Here is a 19094-nt window from a genome sequence, read left to right on the forward strand (position 1 = left end):
GCGGGATTTTGACATCGGCAAACGCGTGCGTGCCTGCGGCACACACCCTACAAACTAATGATGTAGCTCACAAAATCGTCGCCACGCAACCGCATTGGCTTGGGCGTGTTTACGGCTGAATGGTAAACAGGCCTTAACCAAACCTGCGAATGAAATCATCATGTTATGGCCAATTGTAAACAGCGCCTGCGCCCTGCCCAATCCTCGCAGCAACCGTGCCGCCATCCGCCGCTGAATGACGCCCACAAAAAACGCCGCATCCCGCGGCGTTTGACATCCTTAAAACCCTCGTACCGGAGCTTACTGCGGCAGATAGGCGTCCTTGATAATGCCGCGCAGTTGGGCGTAGGGCAGGGTTAGTTCGACTTGCCCGGCGACGAAGGGGGCGACGGCATAGGGCGGGTAGGAGAAGACCAGCCCGTCCGCCGCGAAGAAGAAGTTACCGGTTTGTTCGTGCAGGTTTTTGATTCGCTCGCGGTCGTCTTTATCGAGATTTTTGTCTGCCGGATCGGTGCCGGTTTCTGCCTTGTATGCCGCGTCCAGCAGTGGGTAAAGCGCGTTTTTGTCGCCTTGCAGGATATCGGCAAGGGTGAGGCGGTGGTCGCGTTCGTCAAAGATGCATAGCCATCCACCGAAAGCCTCATACGGTGTTGCGTCGCCTCGCCGTACAAAAGCGTACTGTCTTCGGCGACGCGCCTTGTCTGAAACTTTCGGTAGATGGCTATAAATGTCTGTTTGTGTAGATGGTAATCTCCTCGCCATCTGCCTGGCATCCTTCGCTTTGCCGCTTCGGTAGCTGCGTTAATTCACCGCCTTCCCCAAAATCACAATATCGGCAAGGCGCGTCTGCAAATCGCATACTTGCGGCAGTCGTCCCCATTCGACGAATCCCTGCGACTGAAACAGCGCAATGCTTGCCGCGTTGTGGGCGAAGATGACGGCAAGGACGTTTTTGATGTCGAGCGCGGGAGCGCGTTGCAGCATTTCCTGCAAGAGCTTTCTGCCGAGACCGCTGCCGCGTCGCTCCGGCGCGACATAGATGCTGATTTCCGCGCTGATGCGGTAAGCCGCGCGCGGGTAGTAGTCGCTGAAACTGCCCCAGGCGGCGATGGTGCCGTCCGTGTCTTCGACGACGTAGAGCGGGCGGTTGCCGTGGTGCGCGGCAAACCACGCCTGCCGCGATGCCACGCTCACCGGAGCGAGGTCGGCGGTGGATGCGCGGCTTTCAATGGTGCTGTTATAAATGGCGACGATGGCAGGCAGGTCGGTGGCGCGGGCGGTGCGGATGTTCCAGGTCATTGTGTTTTTTCCTGTGTTTTTTTGGTGATTTCAGCGTTTTTGCCGTGAGTTTGCCGTTGTCTTTATACTCTGCGCTGCGTATTATAACGCCTGCCTGTTATTTTTTATTTGGGGGTAATGTATGGCTAACTATCAGAATCTAAAGGCTTCTTCGCAGTTGAGCGGGGGCAACGCCGCCTATGTTGAGGCGCTTTATGAGCAGTATCTGGATGCACCGGACAGCGTCTCCCCGCAATGGCGCCGTTATTTTGACGAGGTACGCGCGGGCGGGGCGGACGAGCGACCGCGCCTGCCGGTGCAGGAGCGTTTTGAGGCGCTGGCGCAGTTGCCGCCGCTGGCCGATGGCGGTGCAGACAGCGAGGCAATCCGCAAGCAGGTCGCGGTGCTGGCGCTGATTTCCGGCTATCGCGCACGTGGGCATCAGGTCGCCGATTTGTGTCCGATTCATTTGCGCGCACGGCGTGAGGTGCCGGATGTGGATTATCGCTGGCATGGGCTGACCGATGCCGATTTGGATCGTTCTTTTAATACCGGAACGCTTTTCACCGGCGACATGAAGTTGCGCGACATTATTGCTTATTTGGACAAGGCGTATAAGCATCATATTGGCGCGGAGTTTTCCCATATTCATAACACGGACGAGCGTCGCTGGTTGCAAAGGAGACTGGAGCAGGCGGCAAATGGTTATGGAATGTCGGCGGCGCGCAAGAAGGAATTGTTGCAATTGCTCGTAGCTGCCGATGGTCTGGAAAAGTATTTGCACAAACGATTCGTCGGGCAGAAGCGTTTTTCTTTGGAAGGTGGCGACGGTTTGATTCCGCTGCTGGACAATGCCATTCAGCGTCTCGGCAAGAACGGCTCGAAAGAGGTTGGTATTGCGATGGCGCACCGGGGGCGCCTCAATGTGTTAATCAATATTCTTGGCAAGCGCCCTGAGGATTTGTTCAATGAGTTTGAAGGGAAGTATTCGCCGATGGAAGGCCGCAGCGGCGATGTGAAGTATCACATGGGCTTTTCGTCCAGCGTTGGTACGGAAGGCGGCGTGGTGGGTTTGTCGCTCGCTTATAATCCGTCGCATTTGGAGTTTGTCAATCCGGTGGTGCAAGGGTCGATGCGCGCGCGGCTGGAGCGGGTGCAAGAGGCACGTCATGCGGAGAGTGTTTTTTCCATCAGCAATTATGCCGTGCCGATTATGATTCATGGCGATGCCGCTTTTGCCGGTCAGGGCATTATTATGGAAACGCTGCAATTGTCGCAGGTACGCGGTTATCGTGTCGGCGGTTCGCTGCACGTTATTGTCAATAATCAAATCGGCTTTACTACTTCCAATCCGCTGGATACCCGCTCGGCAATGTATTGTTCGGATGCGGCGAAATTGATTCAGTCGCCGGTATTGCACGTCAATGGCGATGACCCGGAAGCATTGGTATTTGCCGCCGAACTCGCCGCCGATTATTTGCGCGAGTTTCAGAAAGATATTTTCATTGATATTGTCTGCTACCGCCGCCTCGGCCATAACGAGGCGGATGAACCGGCGGCAACGCAGCCGATGATGTACAAGAAAATTCGCCAGCATCCCGTTCCGGCGCAGGTCTATGCCGAACGCCTCGTCGCCGAGGGCGTGATTGCCGCGGGCGATTATGAGCAATTGCAGGAGGATTACCGTCAGCGTCTGGAAGCGGGCGATTCGGTCGCGCGACCGCAGCCGCCACGCCCGGATGCCCGGCTGGAGAACGAGTGGAAGGTATTCAGCAAGCCGGACATGGACGCCCCGGTCGAAACCGCTTATCCGGCGCCCGATTTGACCCGCCTCGGCGCGAAAATCTTCACCCCGCCCGCCGGTTTCGCGCCACACCCCATCGTCGCCAAAATGCTCGCCACGCGGGTGGAAATGGCGGCGGGCAAGCAGCCGCTCGATTGGGGTACGGCGGAGAATCTCGCTTATGCGACGCTGATTGAACAAGGTCATCCGGTGCGCATTTCCGGCGAGGACTGCGGGCGCGGCACCTTCTCGCACCGCCACGCGGTCATTCACGACCAAAACACCGGCGACAGCTACACCGCGCTCGCCCATCTCTACGACGGCCAGCCGTCGGCGCGCATCATCGACTCCATCCTCTCCGAAGCGGCGGTGCTCGGCTTCGAGTACGGCTATTCCACCTCCGAACCGCAGGGGCTGACCATCTGGGAAGCGCAGTTCGGCGACTTCGCCAACGGCGCACAGGTGCTGATTGACCAGTTCGTCACCTCCGGCGAAACCAAATGGGGTCGCTACAGCGGCCTCACCATGCTGCTGCCGCACGGCTACGAAGGGCAGGGACCGGAGCACTCCTCGGCGCGCATCGAGCGCTATCTGCAACTGTGCGCGGAAAACAACGTGCGCGTCTGCGTGCCGACCACCCCGGCGCAAATTTTCCACCTGCTGCGCAGCCAGGTGCTGGGCAACTTCCGCAAGCCGCTCATCAACATCTCGCCCAAATCGCTGCTGCGGCACAAACTCGCCGTCAGCGATTTGCAGGAGCTCGCCAGCGGCCACTTCCAGACGGTGATTGGCGAGACGGACGAACTGCTGCCTGCCGACCAAATCCGCCGCGTCGTCCTTTGCAGCGGCAAGGTTTACTACGACCTGCTGCAAAAACGCCGCGACGAAAACCTGCGCGACGTCGCCATTATCCGCGTTGAGCAGCTCTATCCCTTCCCGGAAAAAGCCGTCGCCGCCGCGCTCGCGCCCTACAAAAACGCCGACATCATCTGGTGTCAGGAAGAACCGCGCAACCAGGGCGCGTGGCGGCAAATCTACGAATCACTCGCCCCGGCGCTGCCCGGCGGCAAACGCCCGCATTACGCCGGCCGCGCCGCCTCGGCTTCAACCGCCGCTGGCTACCTGAAAATGCACAACGCCGAACAGGCCGCGCTGGTGCGCGACGCACTCGGCATCACGGACAAACAATGAGGAAACCCACATGACAACAGCAGTAACCGTCCCCGCCCTGCCCGAATCCGTCGCCGACGCGACCCTCGTCAACTGGAACAAAAAACCCGGCGACAGCGTGCGCGAAGGCGAAAACCTCGTCGATCTCGAAACCGACAAAGTCGTGCTCGAAATGCCCGCCCCGGTCAGCGGCGTGCTGAAAGAAATCACCGCGCAAGACGGCGCGACCGTCACCGGCGGCGACATCATCGCCTACATCGAAGAAGGCGCGGTTGCAGACGCCCCGGTCGCCGCCGCTCCCGCTGCGGAAAAAACCGCCGCCCCGGCCGCAGCCGCCCCCGCCGCTACCGACGACAAGGCGCTCAGCCCGGCCGCACGCAAACTTGCCGCCGAAGCAGGCGTAGCCGCAGGCGAAGTAAGCGGCAGCGGTCGCGGCGGTAGAGTGACCAAAAATGACGTCAAACAGCACCTCGCTGGCGGCAGCCGCCGCCACGAAGAGCGCGTGCCGATGACCCGCCTGCGCAAACGCATCGCCGAACGCCTGCTGGAAGCACAGCACAACGCCGCCATGCTCACCACCTTCAACGAAGTGAATATGCGCGCGGTGATGGCATTGCGCAAAAAATACCAGGACGCCTTCGTCGCCAAAAACGGCGTCAAACTCGGTTTCATGTCCTTCTTCGTCAAAGCCGCCGTTGAAGCGCTGAAAAAATACCCGGCGGTGAACGCTTCCATTGACGGCGACGACATCATCTACCACAACTACTGCGACATCGGCATCGCCGTCTCCTCGCCGCGCGGCCTCGTCGTCCCCATCCTGCGCAACGCCGAACTGATGGGCTTTGCCGACATCGAAGACGGCATCCTCGACTACGCCGCCAAAGCCAAAGACGGCAGCCTCGCCATCGAAGACATGACCGGCGGCACCTTCACCATCACCAACGGCGGCACCTTCGGCTCAATGATGTCCACGCCGATTATCAACCCGCCGCAAAGCGGCATCTTGGGAATGCACAACATCGTTGAGCGCCCCATCGCCGAAAACGGCCAGGTCGTCATCGCGCCGATGATGTACATCGCGCTCTCCTATGACCACCGCATCATTGACGGCCGCGAAGCCGTCGGCTTCCTCGTTGAAATCAAACAACTCATCGAAGACCCGGCGCGGCTCATCCTGAACCTGTAAAGCAGTTGCACTACCACCACCGTTAAAAAGCCCCTCTCCCTCTGGGACAAGTATTGCTCGTCCGCAGGACGAGAGAGGGGTTGGGGTGAGGGCCATCGGCCATTTACATTAAAGGTGGGCGGTTACGTTCGTTCCTCGCTAACCGCCCCTACACCACACGGAAAGCCCATGAAAAACTACGACATCATCATCATCGGCGGCGGCCCCGGCGGCTACGTTGCCGCCATCCGCGCTGCCCAACTCGGCTACAAAACCGCCTGCGTCGAAGCCGCCCCCACCCTCGGCGGCACCTGCCTCAACGTCGGCTGCATCCCCTCCAAAGCGCTGCTCGAAAGCACCGCGCTCTACGAAAAAGCGCGGCACGACTTCGCCGCGCACGGCATCACGACTGGCGACGTCAAACTCGACATCGCCACAATGATTGCCCGCAAAAACGACATCGTCAAACAACTCACCGGCGGCATTGAACAACTCTTCAAAGCCAACGGCATTGACTGGCTTGCCGGACGTGGCCGCCTGTTGCCAAACAAAACCGTGGAAGTCACCGCCGCCGACGGCAAGGTCAGCCAATACCAGGCAAACCGCGCCGTCATCCTCGCCTTCGGCTCCGTACCGGTGGACATCCCCGTCGCCAAAATGGACGGCGAGCACATCGTCAGCTCTAGCGAAGCCCTCTCCTTCAGCGCCGCGCCAAAACGCCTCGGCATCATCGGCGCGGGCGTTATCGGCCTCGAACTCGGCAGCGTCTGGCACGCTGCCGGCAGCGAAGTCACCATCCTCGAAGCGGTGGACGACCTCCTGCCGATGGCAGATCGGCAACTGGCACGCGAAGCTGCTAAAGCCTTCAAAAAACAAGGACTGGACATCCGCCTCGGCGCCAAAGTGAGCGGCGCGAGCGTCAAAAATGGTTCGGTCGAAGTGCAATACCAAGACAAAAACGGCGAACAGACCCTCACCGTCGATAAACTCCTCGTCGCCGTCGGCCGCAAACCGAACACCGCTGGCGTCATTGACCCCGCCTGCCAAGTGAAGCTGGACGCGCGCGGCTACATCGAAGTGGACGACTACTGCGCTACCGCCGAGCCGGGCGTCTATGCCATTGGCGACTGCGTGCGCGGCGCCATGCTCGCCCACAAAGCGAGCGAAGAAGGGGTGATGGTCGCGGAAATCATCGACGGCCAGGCCGGCCACGTCCGCTACGACCTCATCCCCGCCGTCATCTACACCCACCCCGAAATCGCCTGGCTCGGCCAGAACGAAGAACAACTGAAAGCGGCGGGCGTCAACTACCAAAAAGGCGACTTTCCCTTCGCCGCCAACGGGCGCGCCAAAGCGCTCGGCGCGGCGGAAGGCTTCGTCAAAATCCTGGTCGATGCCGACAGCGACGAAATCCTCGGCGCGCATATCATCGGCCCCAGCGCCTCCGAACTCATCCACGAACTGGTGATTGCGATGGAATACTACGCGGCGAGCGAAGACATCGCGCGCAGTATGCACGCCCACCCGACACTGGCCGAAGCCATCCACGAAGCGGCGCTTGCCGTCGAAGGCCGCACCATCCACAAGGCGAACCCGAAACGGCGATAAAGACTACGCTTGTTGCGAATGCCGGTCTGCGGGCGCCCGCAGAACGGCGCCCTTCCCCAAATCTCCCCCGCTGCGGGCTTCACCCTGCAGGAGAGGGAGATTTTTCAATTGCAAACAGCCTGCCATAGGGTGCGCCTCGGCGCACCGTCCGGGGCATGGCGACGATTGTGCGGCGGTGGGGCAAGCCCCACCCTACGGATAGCTCGCCGCAGGCCGCACACGTGTGCCACTGCCAAAATGCCCGCGTGCGTGTTGGCTCGCCGCCACAGACCCTACGCGCAAAGCCTGCCATAGGGTGCGCCTCGGCGCACCGTCCGGGGCATGGCGACGATTGTGCGGCGGTGGGGCAAGCCCCACCCTACGGATAGCTCGCCGCAGGCACGCACGCGTGTGCCGCTGCCAAAATGCCTGCGTGCGTGTCGGCTCGCCTCCACAGACCCTACGCGCTACGAACAAAATTATGGTGTTATCGCCAATGGTAAACAGCGTCTAGGGGGATAGCCATAATTAACAAGGAAAACGGGATGATGGATGATTTGAAGCCGTTGCTCGTGTTCGCCGCCGTGCTTGAGCACGGCAGCATGAACGCCGCGGCGCAGGCGCTCGCGATGACGCCGTCGGCGGTGAGCCAGCACATCGCGCGGCTGGAGCATCTGCACGGGGTCAAGCTGCTGCACCGCAGTACCCGCCGCGTCAGTCCGACCGAAGCGGGGGCGACGCTGGCGCAGTATTGTCGCCGTCTGAGCGCGACGCTGCGCGATACCCGCCTCGCGCTGGACAATCTGAAAACGGACATCGCGGGCGAGGTACGCCTCGCCGCGCCGACCAGCATGGCGACGGCGCCCGCGTTTCAGTGCGCGCTGCAACGGATTGGTGAGGAACATCCGGCGCTGCGGCTGCAACTGCATTTTGGCGAAGCGCTCGCCGATTTGCGCAGCGGCGCGATTGACATCGCCCTGCGCGGCGGTGAACACGCGCTGGACGCGCCCGATTTGGTCGCGCGCCATCTCGCCGACTGGCGCTGGATTATCTGCGCCGCGCCCGCCTGGCTGGAGCGCGCGCCGCCTATTGTCTCGCCTGCCGATTTGGGCAAGCAGCGCTGGTTACACCATTTGCCGCTGCGGCGCGAGATGCGGCGGGGCGAGGAGCGCTTTTTGCTCGATATTGAGGACACTCTTTATTGCAACCAGCTCGCGGCGGTGCGCGATTTGTGCGAGGCGGGGCTGGGACTGGCGCTGATGCTCGACGGCGAGGCGGCGGGCGCGCTGCGCAGCGGGCGGTTGCGGCAGGTGTTGCCGGAGTGGTCATTTGCCACGGCGGCGATTCATGCGGTGACACCGCACCGGGTACAGGCGGCGAAGGTGGCAGCGGTGCTGAAGGTGTTGCGCGTGTGTTTTGCGCAGGCGTAAAAAAGCGGGGTTGTCCCCCGCCTTTGCTGTTGCAGTCGCTCAATACGCGCAGACTTCCACCGTTTCGGCATCAGTAGAAAAGTGCGGCCCTGCTTCGATGCCGACCGTAATAAGGTATTTCCCCTTCTTTTTGCTGAGAAATTCGTATTGATTGCCCGTTTCGCTGATGCTGACGGGCGTCGGTTTGCCGCCGGATCCCCTGACGCTTTTCAGGTCGGGGCCATCAAGCAGTTCAATGGTGAATTTCTGCCGGGCTTCCAGCACAACGCTGAAGGTTTTTTCTGTACCTGTGATATTGCCCCTCCAGGTGTCGCAGTAACTGCCCTGGGCAAATTTGAGCGGAATGGGTGTGGCTGCGTGGGCGCTGGCGAGGCAGCAGGCGACAAGCGCGGGCATGAGGAGATGGCGCAGGATTTGCATGGGTAGCTCCAAGTTGGGTTGGGGATTCGTTGCGGATTTTACCGTGATGTGGCGGCTATGGGCGGCAGCTGCTGCGCAGGTATGAAAAAGGCGGGGTTGTCCCCCGCCTTTGCTGTTGCCGGATGGCTTATACGTTGACGTTAAGCGCGACGTCGATATTGCCGCGGGTGGCGCGGGAATACGGGCAGACTTCGTGTGCCTTAGCGACGAGCGCTTCGGCAGCGGCCTTGTCCAGACCGGGCAGGGCGATGTTGAAGACGACGCCGAGGCGGAAGTTGTCCTGCGCGTCTTTGCCGAGGCTGACGTCGGCGTCAATGGCAAAGCCTTGCGGCAGCGCCAGTTTTTCGTTGCCGGCGACGAGACGCATCGCGCCCATGAAGCAGGCGGCGTAACCGGCGGCGAAAAGCTGTTCCGGGTTGGTGCCGTTGCCATTACCGCCCAGTTCTTTCGGCGGGGCGAGCTTGACGTCGAGCTTGCCGTCGTCGCTTTTGGCAGCGCCATCGCGGCCGCCGGTGACGTGAGCGTGTGCGGTGTAGAGTGTAGTCATGGTGGGTTTCCTCTTGTGGGTGAATGGAGCGCGCATGGTAGCCCGCTTTGCGGGTGGATGCCAGAAAGTTGGGATTTGTTTTTATTGATGGCGCTCAAATCTGCGGATGTTTCGCCCGCTGTTGGCGGATGTATTCCAGCTCGTGGCGCGAGCGTTCGTCCTGCGGGTCTTCCTTCAGCAATTTCTGGTAAATCGCCTCGGCTTCCTGCCAGCGGCCGCGCTCGGTCAGAGTGAATGCCAGCCCGCGTTGCGCCGCCGCCGACATTTTCTGCCGCACCGCCGGTTCTTCAATGAGCTGGCTGGACTCCGCCGCCTTCTCAAAATCCGCCGCCGCAGCCTGCCAGTTCTTCTCGCGCTGGTAGTAATAGCCGCGCTCGTTCAGCGCCTGCGCGTTATCCGGGCGCAACGCCAGCAGCGCGTCCAGGTCGGCCTTGCCCGCCGCCAAGTCGCCCAGTTCGTTGTGGGCATAGGCGCGCAGGAAATACAGCTCCGCCCAGCGCGGGTCAATGATGTACGCCGCCTTGCCTTCGTTCGCCGCCATCACCAGATAAAGCATCGTCTCGACGTTGCCGGAGGCGGCGTAACGCTGGCGCGGGTCGGCGGCAAAATATTTTTCGTACTGCGCAATCGCCTGATTGAGCAGCGGCAACGCCTCGTTCGCCTTGCCGGCGAGCAGCAACTGCCCCGCCTGTTCGTGCAGCCGCGCCACTTCCGGCGTCAGCGCGACACCCGCGCCGCCGAGAACAACCTGCTTGTCGTCCGCACCAACGTGTGGCGCGTCAAAGGTCTCGCCGTGAGCAAGCGCGGCAGCGAGCATCAGGGTGAATAACAGGGTTTTTTTCATGTATGGCTCCTTGTGTTGAGTCGGGTTGTTTTACATACAGGATAGCGGGGAAGATGTATGTAAGCGAGGGGCTTCGGGCGCACCTCGTATTTGTATCAGTTCAATTCCGCGTCTTCAAAGAAGTCTTCGTCTATGGAGATGATTTCCAGCGTTTGCCGTACCTGGATGCCTACTTTGTAGCGAATCATCAGGGTGGCAAGTTCCTGTCCGTCTATCAGGATGACTTTGCCCAGCAGTTTTTGTGCGAAACTTTTGGCGCTTTGGGTAAAGCGCGAGGCGGTGATGAATACGCCGCGTTCTACGCCTTGCCCTTGCAAGGCACCAACAAATTCCCGGATTTCTTTTTCGCCAATACTGTTTTTTTCGGCATAACGCTTCGCCTGGATATAGATGTTCTGAATGCCAAGCGGATCTTGTTTAATCACGCCGTCAATGCCGCCATCGCCTGTTTTGCCAACGTGTGCTGCAAGGTTTTCTTTACCGCCGTAACCCATTGCCAGTAATACTTGAATAACGGCGCGCTCAAAGAATGCCGGGGATTCTTCGCGCAGGCGGGACAGTAATTCTATGGCGGTATGGTCTTCAATTTCTTGTACGGCACGCATGGCGATGCTGTCCGGCGGTTCTTTGTCGTTGTTTTCCGCTTCGTCTGTTTCCGCCTGTGCGTTATTTTGTTTGCGTTCTTGCAGGGTTTGCTGGTAGGCATTCCATTGGGGTAATTCATTGAGGTCTTTTTCGCTGATGCTTTCCGCATTTTTCCATTTTTCTGCTAGCTCGCGCCCCAAATCGGTGATGCGGTAATGGCTGCGCTCCGGTCGCATCAGGATTCCGGCTTTAATAAAGGATGAACACGCCCAGCCTATGCGGTTATCCGCCCGCAGTTGTCCTGATGGCAATCTTTCTTCCCGCACGCTTTCGCTTAGTTTTGCCAATGCGGCAACGGCGGCGAATATTTCCCGGTTCTTGCGTTTTTTGCCGTCTGCCATGAGGCGTAATACGTAGGGGCGAAATTGGTCGATGGTGAGCATGGTTTGTTTGCGGGTCGATGTTTGGGTTATGGCTGTTGTTTGTCGTTGTTAATGCCGGCCATGAATGGCCGTCCAACGCTTTTTGTTCAAGGCGGTTTGGTGCGGGTGGGTCTCCGCCCCAATGTTCCCTGGTGTAGGGTGGGGCTTGCCCACCGTTAAACCCGGAAATTCCGTTATGGTGGGTCAAGACCCACCCTACAGCAATGTTTTTACATACAGGGTAGCGGGAAAGGTGTATGTATCGGTTGTAGGGTGGGTCTTGACCCACCGTCCAAAAACAACATCGGCGGCGACAATATTTAACCCCACCCCAGCCCTCCCCCACGGGGGGAGGGAGCATATCGGCGGTTGTTTATACCTCGTCGCCGCTGTTTTCTTCTGCCGCGTTGTCATCGCCGTCGCTGTCGTCGCTCTCGGCGACGATTTTGGCAACGGCAATCAGTTTTTCGCTCTCTGTGGTGCGGATGAGGCGTACGCCCTGGGTGTTGCGGCCGCTGGTCGAGATTTCGGCGACGCGGGTGCGTACCAGGGTGCCGTTGTCGGTGACGAGCATGATTTGTTCGTCTTCTTGGACTTGTACGGCGCAAACTGCCTGGCCGTTGCGTTCGCTACAGGCGATGGAGATGACGCCTTTGGTGCCGCGTCCTTTTTGTGGGTAGTCGGCAACCGGGGTGCGTTTGCCGTAGCCGTTTTCGGTGATGGTGAGGATGTCGCCTTGTTCTTCAACGACGCAGAGGGCGATGACGCGCTGGCCGTCGTCGAGGTTCATGCCGCGCACGCCGGTGGAGTCGCGCCCCATGCTGCGCACGCTGCTTTCGTTGAAGCGCACGGCTTTGCCGGCGTCAGAGAAGAGCATGATGTCGCGGCTGCCGTCGGTGCGGGCGACGTCCACCAGTTCGTCGTCTTCGCGCAGGTTGATGGCGATGATGCCGATGCTGCGCGGGCGCGAGTATTCGGAAAGCGGGGTTTTTTTCACGGTGCCGCTTTTGGTGGCGAAGATGAGGTATTGGTCGTCGGGGTAGTCGCGCGTGGTGAGCACGGCGTTTAGGCGTTCGCCCGGCTCAAACGGCAGCAGGTTCACCATTGGTTTGCCTTTGGCGTTGCGTCCCGCCTGCGGCAGTTCATAGACTTTGAGCCAGTAAACTTTGCCGCGGTTGGTGAAGCAGAGCATGGTGTCGTGGGTGTTGGCGACGATGAGCTGTTCGACGAAGTCTTCGTCTTTGACCGCGGTCGCCGATTTGCCTTTGCCACCGCGGCGCTGTGCTTCGTAGTCGGCGAGCGGCTGTGCCTTGATGTAGCCTTCGTGCGAGAGGGTGATGACGCGGTCTTCTTCGGCGATGAGGTCTTCGAGCGAGAGGTTCAGGTGGGTGTCGAGGATTTGCGTGCGGCGCACGTCGTTGAACTGGTTTTTGATGTCTTGTAGTTCTTCTTTGATGACGGCGAGCAGGCGTTCCGGCACTTGTAGGATTTCCAGCAATCCTTCGATTTCGTGAATGATTTCTTGGTATTCGCTGATAATTTTGTCTTGTTCGAGACCGGTCAGGCGGTGCAGGCGCAGGTCGAGGATGGCTTGTGCCTGTTCGGGGGTGAGGCGGTAGTTGTCGCCGTGCATGCCGTATTGTTTGCCAAGGCCGTCCGGGCGTGAGTTTTCTGCGCCGGCGCGGGCGAGCATGTCGGCTACTTGTCCGGCAAGCCAGGCTTTGGCAAGCAGTGCTTCTTTGGCCTCGCTGGGACCTGCGGAACGGCGGATGAGTTCGATGATTTCGTCGATGTTGGCAAGGGCGATGGCGAGGCCTTCCAAGATGTGCGCCCGTTCGCGTGCTTTGCGCAGCTCGTAAATGGTGCGGCGGGTGACGACTTCGCGGCGGTGCGCGATAAAGACTTGCAGCGCTTCTTTGAGCGAGAGCAGGCGCGGCTGGCCGCCAACCAGCGCCATCATGTTGATGCCGAAGACGACTTGTAATTGGGTGAGCTGGAAGAGGTTGTTGAGGATGACTTCGGCGACTTCGCCACGGCGCAGTTCGATGACCATGCGGATGCCGTCTTTGTCTGATTCGTCGCGCAGGGCGGTGATGCCGTCGATTTTTTTCTCTTTGACCAGTTCGGCGATTTTGCCGAGCAGGTTGGCTTTGTTTACCTGATAGGGCAGTTCATCAACGACGATGGTTTGTTTGCCGCTGCTGTCGTCGGTTTCGATATGGGTTTTGGCGCGGATGTAGATGCGGCCACGTCCGGTTTCGTAGGCTTCGCGAATGCCTTTCGCGCCGTTTATCAGCGCGCCGGTGGGGAAATCGGGGCCGGGCAGGTGGCGCATCAGCGCGGCAGTGTCGGCGTCGGGGTGGTCAAGCAGGTGCAGGCAGGCGTCCAGCGTTTCGCCGAGGTTGTGCGGCGGTACGTTGGTCGCCATGCCGACGGCGATGCCGGAGCTGCCATTGACGAGCAGGTTGGGCAGGCGCGTCGGCAACACGGTCGGCTCCTGCTGGCTGCCGTCGTAGTTCGGCGCGAAATCCACGGTTTCTTTTTCGATGTCAGTCAGCAGGCTGTGCGCGATTTTCGCCATGCGCGCTTCGGTGTAGCGGTAGGCAGCGGGCGGGTCGCCATCCAGCGAGCCGAAGTTGCCCTGGCCATCAACGAGCGGGTAACGCAGCGAGAAGAGTTGCGCCATGCGGACGAGGGTGTCGTAAATGGCGATGTCGCCGTGCGGGTGGTATTTCCCCATGACGTCGCCGACGATGGTCGCGGATTTCACATATTTTTTGTTCCAGGCATTGCCCTGTTTGTGCATGGAAAAGAGGACGCGGCGGTGTACTGGCTTCAGGCCGTCGCGCGCATCCGGCAGCGCCCGGCCAACGATGACGCTCATCGCATAGTCAAGGTAGGAGCTGCGCATTTCATCGACCAGATTGACCGACAGCACTTCTTTGGCAAAATCACTCATTGTTTCAACCTTATAACGTGGAAAAACCGCCTGATGCGGCAAACGGGCGCTATGGTATCACGAATGGGCAAACGCCTGTTCTACGGCGGTGTTTTGCGTCTTTGCCGGGGCGGGCGGGGATGACTGGCGTTTTCCGTATCATTTTTGCAACAGAACCGCGTCCGCAGGCGCCACATCGCCGGATTTTTCTTTGCATTTTTGCAACAAAACCCTTATGATTGCGCGCGGATGGGTACCTCTTGCCTGTTCGTGGGCAGGGGTACCGTCAATCTTGGACGGGCAGCCGTCCACCAGTTCTTAACTAAACTTGCAAGTTTTGTTATTGGGAGAAGTATATGAAACTTAAAAACCTGATCGCACTTGCCGCCGTTACTGCCGTTGCAGCGCCGGCATTTGCAGATCTTTCCGCTACAGAAGACCTGACCTCCCGCGGTGGTGATCTCGTCAAGAACCGTTGGGGCGAATGCGTTACCGTAAACGCCAACAAGGGACTGCGTGATTGCGGTGTGAAAGCACCGGAACCGCCGCCGCCGGTCATGGAAACCCAACGCGAAGTGATCACCCTCGGTGCTGACACCTACTTTGACTTCGACAAGTCCAACCTCAAACCGGCAGGCAAAGAAGCCCTGCAGGATTTGGCTGGCCAGTTGAACCAACGCGGTGCCAACATCCAGAAAATCACCGTGGTCGGTCACACCGACTCCAAGGGTTCAGATGCCTACAACCAGAAACTCTCTGAACGTCGTGCATCTACCGTTGCCAACTACCTCGCTGAAAACGGCGTTCCGTCACAACTGATCGAAGCTTACGGTCAGGGCGAGAAAAACCCGGTTGCCACCAACAAGACTGCCGAAGGCCGCGCACAAAACCGTCGCGTAGAAGTCACTGTTGATGGACTCGTTGAACGTCAGGTACAACAACCTGCTGCTGGTGCCGCACCTGTTGCCCAGTAAAATCTGAACATCGCCGCCTAATCCACCCCCGCTCCGGCGGGGGTTTTTGTTGCCTGCGGCCAGCAAACAGAACGGTATGAAATGATGCGGTGCCGTGGCGATATACTGCCCGCTCATTTATCACGGAGAATCCCATGTCCCGCAACATTCTCATCGCCCTTGCCGCCTGTAGCGGCCTCGCCCAGGCCTACGATTGCGCCACGGTTGACGCCGCGTTGCGCCAGCAGTTCGCCATTCTGGAACCGATGGTGGACAGCCCGGCGGCATACGATGAAAACAAGGCCAACGCCGCCCATACCGAAATCCGCCGCCTGCTCACCACGGATGCCGACAAAAGCTGGGATTGCGATTTTCCGCAGGCGCGCGAACAAGGGTTGCAGATGGCAACCGCCAGCGACCGCAAATTCCGCGCCTATTCCTGGGACGACGCCAGCGGCGGCACGATGCGTTTCAACCTCGGCCTGTGGCAATACCGCGATGCCACCGGCAAAACCGGTGTTATTGACGCCCATCCCGAATGGGAAAAGCGCGAAGACGTCTCCGGCAACAGCGATAACGTTACAGGCCTCTACACCGCCGACCTGGGCGAGCGCGGCACGGTGTACCTGCTGGAAGAAAGCGCGCAAGGGTCAAGCAATGCGCTGGCGGTCAGCCTCCAGTTGCTGCGCGTTCAGGGCGACAAACCGGAAGCCGCCGCGCTTGTCCGCTCACACGGCAAAGACCTCTCCGGCATCGCCTTCGCCTACGACCGCGACAGTCTGCCCGGCACAACCTCGCAATATCCGCATTTTGGCTACGATGCTGCCAGCAAAACCCTGCGCGTGCCGCTCATTGAAAACACCCAAAAATTCCCCGACGGCGAAGTCACCGGCAAAACGCTGGATTACCGCTACGACGGCACGCATTTCGTCTATGTCAAAGACGGCGCCGCGAGTGAATAACACGGCGCGAAACCGGCAAGGAAGGATGCCTGCGGGCGTCCTTTTTCGTCGGCAGCGGGGAAGCGGGGGACGGTCATAACCCGTAATGGCGTTCGAGGATGGGCAACGCTGGTAGTGGCTCGCCGGGGGCGGTGAGGTGCGCTGCGATGCTGGCGGCTATTTCGTCGCAGCGCGCACAGGCCTGGTTGTCGCGGTTTTGCGGTTCGGGCAGGGCGATGCGCAGGCGGTCATGGCGCAGGTAGCGCGCGTAGGGGTGCGGTCGCCAGGTGAGGTGCAGATAGCTGCTGTATTTGTCGTATGACTTGACGTGTTCGCTGTTGACGGCGTGGATGGCCGCCCACGGGACGTGCGTTTCGTCATCGGGCGGGGCGTGCCAGTAATGCACGCCGTCGGCATCAAGGCGGATATAGGGTTTGTGCAGGGCGATGCGGTAGTGTTGTGGCGTGCGGTAACGGCGCCAGGCGGCACGGGCGAGAAGGAGCGCGGCAAGGGTGGCGCTGATGGCGCCGTAGTCGCCGTCAAGCAGCGGGACGGCGATGAGCAGGATGGTGAGGATGAGCGGGCTGTAGAGGGTTTCGATGCCATATTGGTACAGCGCGGTGCGGATGCCGGGTTCGCCGGTGTCCCAATGTTGTTGTAATCCGGCGGGGATAGCGACGGGCGGCCAGGGAGCGGGACGCAGCGGATAGCGGGCGATGGTGGCGGCGATTTCGGCGCTACGCGGTTGTGCGGGCAGGCGCAGGGTGAATGCGCGCAGGCGGTCGCCGTCGCGCCAGATGAGGGTAAGGCGGTCGCCGCGCGTTTCCTGGTCGATGAGGTCTGTCCAGGGCAGGCGCAGGGCGCGCCAGCCGGGGGCGCGGTGGTGGCGGAGGGTGAGGCCGCGTGTGTCAAGGCGCAGGGTTTCGGGGCGGATGAGGTAGCGGCTTTCGCGCAGCGCGGTGTAGCCGCTGTATGCCAACAGCAGCGCGCAGAAGGCAAGGTGGCCGCCGTGGAAGGGTTTGTGGCTGGCAATGCGCCAGAGCAGCAGGGCGAGGATGGCGGTGGTGGCCAGGGCGAGCAGGGCGGGGACACGGCGGCGGGGAAAGGTGAGGGTCATGATGGTGCGTCGTCCGTGTTGTTGTAAGGGAAGGGCGGGGTGATGCGGTAAGCGATGGCGACGGCGTCCAGCCGTTGCCGGATGGCGAGGATTTCCGACGCGAGGTTTTCGGCGATGAGCGGGCAGGGCTCCGCGATGAAGGCGCGGGTTTGCGGATAGTTGCGCCCGATAAGGCGGGCGAGGGTGCGGATGTGTTGCGGGTTGTGCGCGTCGGCGTGGTGCAGGTGGATGCGGTAGCGGGTGCGGTCTTCCCGGACAGGCGGGATGTAAGTGGTGACGACCAGAAACATCGCACATTTCGGGCAATACGTCCCGCAGCAGGAATCTTCGATACGCGGCTCCACCGCGCCGCCGCAGTAGTAACAGCGGCCTTCCTGCAGGGCAGCATTGATGCCGTCAAACCCGTTTTTCATCGTGTGGCCACCGTGGCGCGGTGCGCCTCGCCCCAGGCGCACATCGCGTTCAGTACCGGCAGCAACGACTGCCCGCGCGCGGTCAGCGCGTATTCCACCCGCGGCGGCACTTGCGGGAAGACAGTGCGCGAGACGAGACCGTCGCGCTCCAGTTCGCACAGCGCCGCCGTCAGCGATTTGTAGGAAATGCCGCCGATGCGCCGCTGCAATTCGTTAAAGCGTATGGATGGCTGCGTGCCGAGCCAAAACAGAATCACCATCTTGTATTTGCCGCCAATGAGCGACAGCGTGTAACCAAAGCCCGTCTCGGCAAGCGCGACCGCGCCCGCCGTGCATGGCGTATTCAACATGACTCACCTCCAGGAAAGTAACGCACCGCAACGTGCGTACTGTTCAGAAAACAAAGGGGATTGTATGCTGCGCGTCCCTTTCACGCAAAAGGAAACCGATGAATCCCGACCTGCAAAACGCCGTGTGCCGCCTGATTGACGCCGGTTGCCATTACCGCCTTGACGCGCTGGCCACGTGCTATAGCCGTCCACCGAAAGCTTCATACGGTGTTGCGCCGCTTCGCCGTACAACCGCGTACTGTCTTCAGCGGCGCGCCTTGTCTGAAACTTTCGGTGAACGGCTATACACACCCGACCTGCAAATCCTCATCTGTCAGGAAAATGGCGCGCTTGCCCGCTTCGATTATGCGCAAAATCTCGCTTTTTTCCGCCAGCTGCGCGACAGTGGCGCGCCACCGCGCAATACCGCCGTGGCATTCCAGCTGAGCGAGGTGCAGGACGGCATCGGCTACGTCATCGCCACCCGTCGCCTCGACCTCGGCGCGGGTGAAAAACGCATCGCTTTCAATCTGATGTTGCGGCAAAACGTGACGGGCGACTGGCTCGTTTTCCGCGAACACGCCTTTATCCCTGGAGACGCCTGATGAACAAAACCCTGATAATCCTTGCCCATCCCGACCTTGCCCACTCCACCATCAACCGCTGCTGGGCAGACGCGCTGGCGCAGCATCCCGACTGCTTCACCGTGCACGAACTCTACCGCGAATACGCCCACGGCACGATTGACGTCGGGCGCGAGCAGGCGCTGGTGGAGGCGCACCGCAGTCTGGTGCTGCAATTCCCGGTGTACTGGTTCAACTGCCCGCCGCTGTTGAAACAATGGCTGGATGACGTGCTCACCTACGGCTGGGCGTATGGCAGCAAGGCCACCGGCCTGCGCGGCAAAAAGGCGGGCATTGCCGTCTCGCTCGGTTCGCCCGCCGATGCCTACCGCGCCGGCGGCGAGATTGGCGCGACGGTTGCCGAGGCGCTGCGCGCGTTTGCATTGACGGTGAATTACTGCCACGCCCTCTGGCAGCCCGTTTTTGCCTTCCACGGCATTGACAGCACCGCACCCGGCTATGACGACAGCAAACGCGCCGAGGTTGCACGCAGCGCCGATGATTATTTGGCGCATCTGGCGCGGTATTACTGAAACATCCGCGTCAAAA

Annotated in this window: 18 protein-coding genes; 8 read left to right on the forward strand and 10 right to left on the reverse strand. The window is 60.4% G+C overall.

Annotated elements, in window-relative coordinates; genetic code table 11:
* Nucleotides 1-300: 300 nt before the first annotated feature.
* The gene (locus tag ACO54Z_RS10770; protein WP_485997009.1) at nucleotides 301-762 is read right to left on the reverse strand and encodes an RsiV family protein; all 462 of its coding nucleotides are present in this window, start codon (nucleotides 760-762) and stop codon (nucleotides 301-303) included.
* Between the two features lie 39 nt (nucleotides 763-801).
* On the reverse strand, nucleotides 802-1299 hold the full coding sequence (locus ACO54Z_RS10775; RefSeq protein ID WP_485997010.1) for a GNAT family N-acetyltransferase: 498 nt from the start codon (nucleotides 1297-1299) through the stop codon (nucleotides 802-804).
* Between the two features lie 121 nt (nucleotides 1300-1420).
* On the opposite strand from ACO54Z_RS10775, the gene ACO54Z_RS10780 reads away from it, so the two are divergent.
* The 4 genes from ACO54Z_RS10780 (at nucleotide 1421) to ACO54Z_RS10795 (ending at nucleotide 8413) form a co-directional block, all read left to right on the forward strand.
* Nucleotides 1421-4252 (forward strand): 2-oxoglutarate dehydrogenase E1 component, encoded by a 2832-nt coding sequence (locus ACO54Z_RS10780; RefSeq protein ID WP_485997011.1) that lies wholly within the window; start codon nucleotides 1421-1423, stop codon nucleotides 4250-4252.
* A gap of 10 nt (nucleotides 4253-4262) precedes the next feature.
* A complete protein-coding gene (gene odhB / locus ACO54Z_RS10785; RefSeq protein WP_485997012.1) occupies nucleotides 4263-5417 on the forward strand; it encodes a 2-oxoglutarate dehydrogenase complex dihydrolipoyllysine-residue succinyltransferase in 1155 nt (384 codons plus the stop codon).
* A gap of 168 nt (nucleotides 5418-5585) precedes the next feature.
* Nucleotides 5586-7004: a dihydrolipoyl dehydrogenase gene (lpdA, locus tag ACO54Z_RS10790; RefSeq protein ID WP_485997013.1), complete on the forward strand. Its 1419-nt coding sequence runs from the start codon at nucleotides 5586-5588 to the stop codon at nucleotides 7002-7004.
* Between the two features lie 527 nt (nucleotides 7005-7531).
* Nucleotides 7532-8413, forward strand: a complete 882-nt coding sequence (locus tag ACO54Z_RS10795; RefSeq protein ID WP_485997058.1) for a LysR family transcriptional regulator — start codon at nucleotides 7532-7534, stop codon at nucleotides 8411-8413.
* 39 nt (nucleotides 8414-8452) lie between these two features.
* Here the strand turns inward: ACO54Z_RS10795 and ACO54Z_RS10800 are convergent, their stop codons facing one another.
* The 5 genes from ACO54Z_RS10800 to gyrA form a co-directional block, all read right to left on the reverse strand.
* Nucleotides 8453-8833, reverse strand: a complete 381-nt coding sequence (locus ACO54Z_RS10800; protein WP_485997014.1) for a hypothetical protein — start codon at nucleotides 8831-8833, stop codon at nucleotides 8453-8455.
* 127 nt (nucleotides 8834-8960) lie between these two features.
* The gene (locus ACO54Z_RS10805; protein WP_298080748.1) at nucleotides 8961-9380 is read right to left on the reverse strand and encodes an organic hydroperoxide resistance protein; all 420 of its coding nucleotides are present in this window, start codon (nucleotides 9378-9380) and stop codon (nucleotides 8961-8963) included.
* A 94-nt stretch (nucleotides 9381-9474) separates the two neighbouring features.
* Complete coding sequence (locus ACO54Z_RS10810) at nucleotides 9475-10224, reverse strand: tetratricopeptide repeat protein (RefSeq protein WP_485997015.1); 750 nt, start codon at nucleotides 10222-10224, stop codon at nucleotides 9475-9477.
* 95 nt (nucleotides 10225-10319) lie between these two features.
* The gene (locus tag ACO54Z_RS10815) at nucleotides 10320-11252 is read right to left on the reverse strand and encodes a restriction endonuclease (protein WP_485997016.1); all 933 of its coding nucleotides are present in this window, start codon (nucleotides 11250-11252) and stop codon (nucleotides 10320-10322) included.
* A 352-nt stretch (nucleotides 11253-11604) separates the two neighbouring features.
* On the reverse strand, nucleotides 11605-14190 hold the full coding sequence (gene gyrA / locus ACO54Z_RS10820) for a DNA gyrase subunit A (RefSeq protein WP_485997017.1): 2586 nt from the start codon (nucleotides 14188-14190) through the stop codon (nucleotides 11605-11607).
* 335 nt (nucleotides 14191-14525) lie between these two features.
* Here gyrA and ACO54Z_RS10825 point away from each other — a divergent pair, with 335 nt between their 5' ends.
* Nucleotides 14526-15143: an OmpA family protein gene (locus ACO54Z_RS10825; protein ID WP_298080996.1), complete on the forward strand. Its 618-nt coding sequence runs from the start codon at nucleotides 14526-14528 to the stop codon at nucleotides 15141-15143.
* A gap of 134 nt (nucleotides 15144-15277) precedes the next feature.
* Complete coding sequence (locus ACO54Z_RS10830; RefSeq protein ID WP_485997018.1) at nucleotides 15278-16084, forward strand: hypothetical protein; 807 nt, start codon at nucleotides 15278-15280, stop codon at nucleotides 16082-16084.
* 73 nt (nucleotides 16085-16157) lie between these two features.
* Here the strand turns inward: ACO54Z_RS10830 and ACO54Z_RS10835 are convergent, their stop codons facing one another.
* Genes ACO54Z_RS10835 through ACO54Z_RS10845 form a run of 3 tightly spaced genes read right to left on the reverse strand, consistent with a single transcriptional unit; the run spans nucleotide 16158 to nucleotide 17943 of the window.
* Nucleotides 16158-17180 carry a hypothetical protein gene (locus ACO54Z_RS10835; RefSeq protein WP_485997019.1) on the reverse strand — a complete coding sequence of 341 codons (1023 nt, stop codon included), beginning with the start codon at nucleotides 17178-17180 and terminating at the stop codon, nucleotides 16158-16160.
* The gene (locus tag ACO54Z_RS10840) at nucleotides 17177-17593 is read right to left on the reverse strand and encodes a hypothetical protein (protein ID WP_485997020.1); all 417 of its coding nucleotides are present in this window, start codon (nucleotides 17591-17593) and stop codon (nucleotides 17177-17179) included. Before ACO54Z_RS10840 ends, ACO54Z_RS10835 begins: the two co-directional genes overlap by 4 nt.
* Complete coding sequence (locus ACO54Z_RS10845; protein ID WP_485997021.1) at nucleotides 17590-17943, reverse strand: winged helix-turn-helix transcriptional regulator; 354 nt, start codon at nucleotides 17941-17943, stop codon at nucleotides 17590-17592. The genes ACO54Z_RS10840 and ACO54Z_RS10845 overlap by 4 nt, the downstream gene beginning before the upstream one ends.
* Nucleotides 17944-18200: 257 nt before the next feature.
* Between ACO54Z_RS10845 and ACO54Z_RS10850 the strand changes: the two genes are divergently transcribed.
* Entirely contained in the window at nucleotides 18201-18527 is a 327-nt protein-coding gene (locus tag ACO54Z_RS10850) for a nuclear transport factor 2 family protein (RefSeq protein ID WP_485997022.1), read from the forward strand.
* Complete coding sequence (locus ACO54Z_RS10855) at nucleotides 18527-19078, forward strand: NAD(P)H-dependent oxidoreductase (protein ID WP_485997023.1); 552 nt, start codon at nucleotides 18527-18529, stop codon at nucleotides 19076-19078. Before ACO54Z_RS10850 ends, ACO54Z_RS10855 begins: the two co-directional genes overlap by 1 nt.
* Nucleotides 19079-19094 lie beyond the last annotated feature (16 nt).

The sequence above is a fragment of the Cardiobacterium sp. genome (assembly GCF_057314735.1).